Annotated in this window: 1 protein-coding gene; it reads left to right on the top strand. The window is 73.1% G+C overall.

Annotated features, from left to right (window positions below; translation table 11 throughout):
- Nucleotides 1-1,300, top strand: a 1,300-nt coding sequence (locus JMF90_RS37415; RefSeq protein ID WP_236598133.1) for a DNA internalization-related competence protein ComEC/Rec2, incomplete at its 5' end; no start/stop codon positions are given.
- Between the last annotated feature and the right edge of the window lie 24 nt (nt 1,301-1,324).

Genomic DNA, 1,324 nt, shown 5'->3' with positions numbered 1-1,324 from the left:
TCTGGCCGGCCGCAGCGTGCCGACGTCCGCGGTGCTGTGCGCGGCGCTCGGCGGCGTGCTGCTCGCCGATCCGTGGGCCGTGCTGTCGGCCGGATTCTGGCTGTCGTTCGGCGCGGTCGCCGTGATCCTGCTGGCCGTCGCCGGCTGGCGCCCGGTGCGCGAGGTCGACGATATCGATGAAGCGGGTGCGGAAGGCGGCACGACCGGCCTGCGGAGCCGGTTGCGCGGGTGGGCGACGCGCGGCCGGCGCCGCCTCGCCGAGGCGACGCGCGTGCAGTACGCGGTGACGATCGGGCTCGCGCCGCTCACCGCCGCGTGGTTCGCGCAGGTTTCCCTGTCGGGCCCGTTCGGCAATGCGTTCGCGATTCCGTGGGTCAGCTCGGTCGTGACGCCGGTCGTGCTGGCCGGCATCGCGTTGCCGCCGCCGCTCGATGCGGCGGCCTTCCGGCTTGCGCATGCGGCGCTCGAACCGATGATGACGCTGCTCGGGTATCTGGCCGACTGGCCGGCCGGCGTGTTCTGGCTGCGCATGCCCGACTGGCCGGTGCTGGCGCTCGCATGCGTGGGCGTCGCGTGGGCGCTGATGCCGCGCGGCTGGCCGTTGCGCTGGGCGGCGCCGCTCACGTGGCTGCCGCTGGTCGCGCCGGCGCCCGATGCGCCGCCGCCCGGCGGCTTCCGGCTGACCGTGCTCGACGTGGGGCAGGGCGCGGCGGTGCTGGTTGAAACCGCGCGGCGGACCTTGCTGTTCGATGCGGGGCCGGGGGCGGAGTCGTCCCATGCCGGTACGCGGATCGTCGCGCCGGCGTTGCGGGCGCGCGGCATCGCGACGATCGATTCGCTCGTGCTCAGTCATGCGGATGCCGATCACGCAGGCGGCGCACCGGCCGTTTATGCGGCCGCCGCCGTGCGCCAGCTGCTGGCCGGCATTGCGCCGAAGAGCCGGCTGTGGCGCGACGCGGCAGCCGCGGGCGTGGCCGACCGGCTGCCGTGCGCGGCCGGGCAGCGCTGGACCTGGGACGGCGTCGCCTTCACGATGCTGTGGCCGCCGGGCGGGATGGGCACCGGGTCGTCGAACGGGCAGTCGTGCGTGTTGCGCATCGATGCGGATGGCACGTCCGCGCTGCTGACGGGCGACATCGATGCGCGCGGCGAACGGCGGCTCGTGAATGACGCGCGCGACGCACTGGCCGCGCAGATCCTGATCGTTCCGCACCACGGCAGCCGCACGTCGTCGGTCGAGCCTTTCCTCGATTCGGTCGGGCCGCGCGTCGCGGTATTTCCTCGTAATAACTTCGTATAGCATACATTATACGAAGTTATACGA

Origin of the sequence: Burkholderia sp. E168m23, from assembly GCF_016586125.1 — a bacterium.
GTDB classification, from domain to species: domain Bacteria; phylum Pseudomonadota; class Gammaproteobacteria; order Burkholderiales; family Burkholderiaceae; genus Burkholderia; species Burkholderia orbicola.
This window is presented reverse-complemented; position numbering and strand designations above follow the sequence as displayed.